The sequence below is a fragment of the Polaromonas sp. genome, assembly GCF_012927415.1.
GTDB lineage: Bacteria > Pseudomonadota > Gammaproteobacteria > Burkholderiales > Burkholderiaceae_C > Polaromonas.
The window spans coordinates 1-6,420 of record NZ_JABBPF010000196.1; the positions used below are offsets into that span (position 1 = coordinate 1).

7 protein-coding genes are annotated in these 6,420 nt (G+C 57.3%); 4 read left to right on the forward strand and 3 right to left on the reverse strand.

What is annotated here, in order from left to right; genetic code table 11:
• On the forward strand, nucleotides 1-375 hold a 375-nt coding region (locus HHJ19_RS16080), incomplete at its 5' end, for a laccase domain-containing protein (RefSeq protein ID WP_296908876.1).
• On the opposite strand, the gene HHJ19_RS16085 is transcribed toward HHJ19_RS16080, so the two are convergent.
• Complete coding sequence (locus HHJ19_RS16085) at nucleotides 283-696, reverse strand: hypothetical protein (RefSeq protein ID WP_366929418.1); 414 nt, start codon at nucleotides 694-696, stop codon at nucleotides 283-285. The two genes, HHJ19_RS16080 and HHJ19_RS16085, sit on opposite strands and share 93 nt — an antisense overlap.
• 36 nt (nucleotides 697-732) lie before the next feature.
• On the opposite strand from HHJ19_RS16085, the gene phaC reads away from it, so the two are divergent.
• From phaC to phbB, 3 genes are all read left to right on the forward strand, one after another.
• Entirely contained in the window at nucleotides 733-2,496 is a 1,764-nt protein-coding gene (gene phaC, locus HHJ19_RS16090) for a class I poly(R)-hydroxyalkanoic acid synthase (RefSeq protein WP_296908877.1), read from the forward strand.
• Nucleotides 2,497-2,630: 134 nt separating this feature from the next.
• Nucleotides 2,631-3,809 (forward strand): acetyl-CoA C-acetyltransferase, encoded by a 1,179-nt coding sequence (locus HHJ19_RS16095; protein ID WP_296908878.1) that lies wholly within the window; start codon nucleotides 2,631-2,633, stop codon nucleotides 3,807-3,809.
• Nucleotides 3,810-3,912: 103 nt separating this feature from the next.
• A complete protein-coding gene (phbB, locus tag HHJ19_RS16100; RefSeq protein WP_296908879.1) occupies nucleotides 3,913-4,650 on the forward strand; it encodes an acetoacetyl-CoA reductase in 738 nt (245 codons plus the stop codon).
• Between the two features lie 73 nt (nucleotides 4,651-4,723).
• On the opposite strand, the gene HHJ19_RS16105 is transcribed toward phbB, so the two are convergent.
• Both HHJ19_RS16105 and rfaD read right to left on the reverse strand, forming a co-directional pair.
• Nucleotides 4,724-5,362, reverse strand: coding sequence for a helix-hairpin-helix domain-containing protein (locus tag HHJ19_RS16105; RefSeq protein WP_296908880.1), 639 nt, complete (start codon nucleotides 5,360-5,362; stop codon nucleotides 4,724-4,726).
• Nucleotides 5,338-6,345 carry an ADP-glyceromanno-heptose 6-epimerase gene (gene rfaD / locus HHJ19_RS16110; RefSeq protein ID WP_296908881.1) on the reverse strand — a complete coding sequence of 336 codons (1,008 nt, stop codon included), beginning with the start codon at nucleotides 6,343-6,345 and terminating at the stop codon, nucleotides 5,338-5,340. The genes HHJ19_RS16105 and rfaD overlap by 25 nt, the downstream gene beginning before the upstream one ends.
• Nucleotides 6,346-6,420 lie beyond the last annotated feature (75 nt).

Genomic DNA, 6,420 nt, shown 5'->3' on the forward strand with positions numbered 1-6,420 from the left:
TGCGGGTTGTTCACGCTGTTCCGCCCACCACGTGATTTTATAATACGCGGGGGGGGGGGGCCGTGCACCGCCCCCACGGCGTTTGAAGTGGGCGCTGAAGTGAAGGCGGCGTTCGAGGCAGCGCAGCCTGCGGCGGCGCGCTGCTTTGTCGACATCGGGGCCGGAAAATTTCTCGCCAATCTGCCAGCGCTGGCCCGGTTGCGCCTGCACGCACTGGGTATAAGTCAGGCGCAGATTTACGGTAACGACGGCAGTGCGCCATGGTGCACCGTCAGTAATCCTTCACTTTTCTTTTCCCACCGGCGCGACGCCGGTGTCAACGGCAACGGCTTCGGCACCACCGGGCGCATGGCCGGCTGCATCTGGCTGGACTGAAGCAACAGCCCGCTGCGGATCAGGCTCGGCCGGATCGCCTTTTTGGGCCGCCTGAAGTGCACGGGCCTGGGCTTCGCGCTTCTTGATTGCCTTGCCGCGCGCCGGTGCGCCCATCAGGTAAACCACCAAGATGACAGGGCCTACGCCATAGAGTAAAAAGGTGACCAACGCGCCGAGCAGTGTTCCGTTACTGTTGGTGGCTTCGGCAACACTCATCATGAGCACGACGTAGATCCATCCAATGACGATTAAATACATAAATCTTGTCGCCTTGTCAGAAATTGAAAAGCAAATCCTACGATACTGTTCAAACGGCAGCAAAAGTCATCAAAACCCGCCGTGACCGAGGAGGCAATCGTGAATTCTGAACCAAACTGGGCACAGGCGGCCCAACGTATGCAAGAAACCTTTGGCGAGGGTCTCAAGCAGGCCATGAGCGCATTCTCGACCGGGCAGGCTGCGGGGCTTCCTTCTGCAGACCTGACCGCATTCCGGCCACCCGGCCAGGTTCAGCCGGCCATCAGCTTTGATCCGGCCAAGTTGCTGGAACTCCAGCAAAGCTACATCAAAGAGGCTTCGGCCTTGTGGAACCAGTGCCTGCAACCGGGCGAGGCCGTGCCGGCTGCCGCTGACCGGCGATTTTCCGCCGAGGCCTGGAAAAAAAATCCGCTCTCGCAATTTTCGGCCTCGACCTATCTGTTGAATTCCCACGCGTTGATGGGCCTGGCCGAAGCGGTTGAAGGCGATGCCAAAACCAAGGCGCGCCTGCGCTTCGCTGTCGAGCAGTGGATGGCGGCTACGGCCCCCAGCAATTTTCTGGCACTGAACGCCGAAGCCCAGCAAAAGGCCATTGATACCCGGGGCGAAAGCATCGCCAAGGGCTTGGCGAACATGCTGCATGATCTGAAGCAGGGTCATGTTTCGATGACCGACGAGAGCGTCTTTGAAGTCGGAAAAAACGTTGCCACCACCGAAGGCGCGGTGGTCTTTGAAAACGAATATTTCCAGCTGCTTGAGTACAAACCCCTGACGGGCAAGGTCTACGAAAAACCTTTCCTGCTTGTTCCGCCCTGCATCAACAAGTTCTACATCCTTGATTTGCAGCCCGAAAATTCGCTGATCCGCTACGCCGTGGCGCAAGGACACCGCACTTTTGTGCTGAGCTGGCGCAACCCGGATGAGTCCATGGCTGAAAAGACCTGGGACGACTACATCGAGCACGCACCCATCAAGGCCATCAGTGTGGTGCAGGAAATCACCGGTGCCGATTCCATCAACGCACTTGGCTTTTGCGTCGGCGGCACAATTTTGGCCACTGCGCTGTCGGTGCTGGCGGCAAGAGGCGAAAAACCGGTTGCGAGCGTGACACTGCTTACTTCGCTGCTTGACTTCACCGACACCGGCATCCTGGACATCTTCATTGACGAAACCTCCGTCAAATACCGAGAGGCAGAGATGGGCAAGGGCGGATTGCTCAAAGGAACGGACCTGGCCTCAACCTTCAGCTTCCTGCGGCCCAACGACCTGGTCTGGAATTATGTGGTTGGCAATTACCTCAAAGGCGAAACGCCGCCGCCGTTTGACCTGCTTTACTGGAACAGCGACTCGACCAATCTGCCCGGTCCGTTTTACGCCTGGTATTTGCGCAACACGTATTTTGAAAACAACCTCGTCAAGCCTGGCAAAACCGTGGTGTGCGGCGAGAAGATCGATTTGGGCAATATCGATATGCCGGTCTATATCTACGGTTCGCGGGAAGACCACATCGTGCCGATTGGCGGAGCGTATGCGTCGACCCAGGTGCTGCCGGGAAAAAAACGGTTTGTGATGGGCGCCTCGGGTCATATTGCCGGCGTGATCAACCCGCCCGCCAAAAATAAACGCAGCTCTTGGACCCACGACAATCTGCCGGCCACCAAAGCCGCAGGGGCCAAATTTCCCACGGCCCAGCGGGACTGGCTCAAAGGCGCGACCGAACACCCCGGCAGCTGGTGGACCGACTGGTCTAGCTGGCTCGAAGAGCATGCCGGCAAGCAGATTGCAGCCCCGAAAGCCTACGGCAGCCGCAAGTACCAGGTTATCGAACCTGCGCCGGGCCGTTACGTCAAGGCCAAAGCTTGAAGCGCCACGCCAGCGTGACTTCAGGGACTACGGAAGCCACAGGAATTAACGGGCGCCGGGGCGCTTCATTTTTCTGTGAGTCCGGGCGCTTTTTATCCGCATAGAGCCGCAAGATTTTATACAGAGGAGACCACATGGAAGATATCGTGATTGTTGCAGCAGGCCGCACTGCCGTTGGCAAATTTGGCGGGTCGCTGGCGAAAGTACCTGCCACCGAACTGGGTGCGACTGTGATCAAGGCCGTGCTTGAACGAGCGGGTCTGAGCGCCGAACTGGTGGGTGAAGTCATCATGGGCCAGGTGCTGGCTGCGGGGGTGGGCCAGAACCCGGCCCGTCAGGCTGTCATCAAGGCCGGCTTCCCGCACGGTGTTCCAGGGCTGACCATCAACGCGGTCTGCGGTTCCGGGCTCAAGGCTGTGATGCTGGCGGCGCAATCGGTGGCAACAGGCGACAGCGAGATCGTCATCGCCGGAGGCCAGGAAAACATGAGTGCTTCGCCTCACGTCCTGAACGGCTCGCGCGATGGGCAGCGCATGGGCGACTGGAAATTGGTAGACACCATGATTGTCGATGGCCTGTGGGACGTCTACAACCAGTATCACATGGGAATCACCGCAGAGAACGTGGCCAAGAAGTATGGCATTGACCGCGCTGCGCAGGATGCGCTGGCGCTGGCCAGCCAGACCAAGGCCGCTGCGGCGCAGGATGCGGGCTACTTCAAGGACGAGATTGTCCCGGTTTCCGTTCCCCAGAAGAAAGGCGACCCGGTGGTTTTCTCGGCCGATGAGTTCATCAACCGCAAAACCAGCGCTGAAGGTCTTGCCGGCCTGCGCCCCGCGTTTGACAAGGCTGGCGGTGTTACCGCCGGCAATGCGTCGGGGCTGAACGATGGTGCTGCCGCTGTCATGGTCATGACGGCGAAAAAAGCCGCTGCGCTGGGCCTCAGGCCTCTGGCGCGCATTGCCAGCTACGCTACCGCAGCGCTGGATCCCGCCTACATGGGCATGGGCCCGGTACCCGCATCCATCAAGGCGCTTGCACGTGCCGGCTGGAAGGCCAAGGACCTCGATCTGCTTGAAATCAACGAAGCCTTTGCGGCGCAAGCTTGCGCGGTCAACCAGGAAATGGGTTGGGACACCAGCAAGGTCAACGTCAATGGTGGCGCCATTGCGATCGGCCATCCAATCGGTGCGTCCGGCTGCCGGATTCTGGTGACGCTGTTGCACGAAATGGTGCGCCGTGATGCCAGAAAAGGCATCGCCAGCCTGTGTATAGGCGGCGGCATGGGGGTTGCCCTCACACTGGAACGATAAATATCAGGTAAAACAGGCTCCTGTCCGGTTGTTTCAGGTGTTGAATGCTATCAAATAAATAGCAGCAGGTTTCGTGTAAATTCGCATAATCAAGGAGAGCTCAATGACAAAAAAAGTAGCGTATGTGACCGGTGGAATGGGCGGAATTGGAACTGCCATTTGCCAGCGGCTGGCCAAGGATGGTTTCATCGTGGTCGCGGGTTGCGGGCCGACGCGGGACTTCGGCAAGTGGCTGGGGGAGCAGAAGGCGCTGGGTTATTCCTTTCACGCTTCGGCGGGCAACGTGGGTGACTGGGAGTCCACGGCTGCTGCGTTTGACAAGGTCAAGGCCGAGCACGGTCCGGTCAGCGTGTTGGTCAACAATGCCGGCATTACGCGCGATGGCCAGTTCCGCAAGATGAGCAAGGCTGACTGGGATGCAGTGATCTCGACCAACCTTGACAGCATGTTCAATGTGACAAAGCAGGTTATTGAAGGAATGGTTGAAGCCGGCTTTGGCCGCATCATTAACATTTCTTCGGTGAATGGACAAAAAGGTCAGTTTGGTCAGGTTAACTATTCGACCGCCAAGGCCGGCCTGCACGGCTTCACCATGGCGCTGGCGCAGGAAGTGGCCAGTAAAGGCGTGACGGTGAATACGGTGAGCCCGGGTTACATCGGCACCGACATGGTCAAGGCCATCCGCCCTGATGTGCTGGAGAAAATTGTTGCCGGGGTTCCGGCCAAGCGCTTAGGCCAGCCCGAAGAAATTGCCTCCATCATTTCCTGGATTGCTTCGGAAGAAGGCGGTTACGCCACCGGTGCGGACTTCTCTCTTAATGGTGGCTTGCACATGGGCTGACTGCCATGTGGCAGGATTGCTACTGGCAATAAACAACCCGCCATTTCGGCGGGTTTTTTGATGGGCGATCTGCTTATTTTTTGGCTGCGCTGGCCGCAGGCTTGGCTGCGTCGGCTTTTTCGTCGGCTTTGGCCTTCTTCATATCGGCCTTTGATTTTTTATCGTCTTTCGTCGTGGCTGAAGAGGACGCTGCGGCGGCAGGTGCTGACGCTGCAGTGGCAGGCTTGGCATCTTTCTTCTCATCAGACTTGGCTGCGGCGGGCTTGACGTCCTTCTTTGCCGCGGGTGCAACACCCTTATAACTTGCGCCGCTTACCGTCATTCCTTCTGCAGAGAATTTAACGGCATTTTTTTCGCCGATGCCTTTGACGCGCTCGATGAAGTCGTTCCAGTTTTTGAACTCGCCTTTTTTGCGCTCTTCCACGATCTTGCCGGAAATCCCAGGGCCGATGCCTTTGAGGCCATCGAGGTCAGCCGGGGTGGCTTTGTTGACGTCTACAGCTGCAAAAGACATTGCCACATACATCGCAGCAAAAAACACCAGAAATTTCTTGAACATTGAAAAACTCCTCAAAAATTGGATGAAACCGAAACCTTGACCGCCTTTGCAAAATAGAGGGTCTTTCAGACAACGGCCCGGTTTCAGGCCCGGTTGACTATCCTGCGTGGTTTTTTGGCGGGAAAACCCTAATTCTTTGCGCCGCTCAGCCACTCCATGTAAGCGGTTACGCCAGTTTTTACGTCTGCAAAAGCATGCTGGCAGCCCGCTTCGCGAAGAGCGCTCAGGTCGGCCTGGGTGTAGCTCTGGTATTTTCCCATCAGAGCTTCGGGAAAGTTGATGTAGTCAATGATCGCGCCCCGCACGGCGTCTTCGAGGTTCAAGGGATCTGCGTTTTGTGCCTTTCGCAAGGTGTTGACGACCGTGAGGGCGACATCGTTAAACGCTTGTGCACGTCCGGTACCAAGGTTGAAAATTCCGGATTTTTCAGGGTGGTCAAAAAACCAGAGGTTGACGGCCACCACGTCGTCGATAAAGACAAAATCACGCATCTGTCCGCCATCGGAGTAGCCACCGTAGTGGCCAAACAGCTTGACTTTGCCCTCGGCCTGAAACTGGTTGAACTGGTGAAACGCCACGCTGGCCATGCGACCCTTGTGCTGCTCGTGCGGGCCGTAGACGTTGAAGTACCGAAAGCCGGCTACCTGCGTTTGCGCATTTTCGAATTGGGCACCGAGCTCACGCCGCATGCGTTGGTCGAAAAGCAGTTTGGAGTAGCCGTACACATTGAGTGGCTTTTCATGCTTGGGTGACTCGCTGAAGGTGTCGGAACCGCCGTAGGTGGCGGCCGATGAGGCGTAAAGCAGACGGGTGTTGCGGGTTCTGCAGGCGCGAAACAAACCGCACGACAGCGTGTAGTTGTTGTTCATCATGTACTTTCCATCGAGTTCCATGGTGTCGCTGCATGCACCTTCATGGAAAACGGCTTCGACCTTGCCAAAAGCCCCGTCGGCGAACTGGCTGTAAAAGTCGTCGGCATCGATGTAATCGGCAATTTTCAGATCGGCCAAGTTGCGGAATTTGTCACCCTGGGTCAGGTCGTCGACGGCAATGATGTCGTCAATGCCGCGGGCGTTGAGTCCCCTGACCAGATTACGGCCAATGAAGCCGGCCGCGCCGGTGACTACGATTTTCATGAAAGACTTCCTCGGGATTCAATGGGCTTCAGGTTTTAATAGGCCGGGAATAGCTCGCTGTAGCTGACGGTGGCC

What these genes read in the sequence shown, in the direction of transcription:
- rfaD (WP_296908881.1), bottom strand. Translation starts at nt 6,345, where the DNA reads ATGAAAATCGTAGTCACCGGCGCGGCCGGCTTCATTGGCCGTAATCTG.
- phbB (WP_296908879.1), top strand. Translation starts at nt 3,913, where the DNA reads ATGACAAAAAAAGTAGCGTATGTGACCGGTGGAATGGGCGGAATTGGA.
- HHJ19_RS16095 (WP_296908878.1), top strand. Translation starts at nt 2,631, where the DNA reads ATGGAAGATATCGTGATTGTTGCAGCAGGCCGCACTGCCGTTGGCAAA.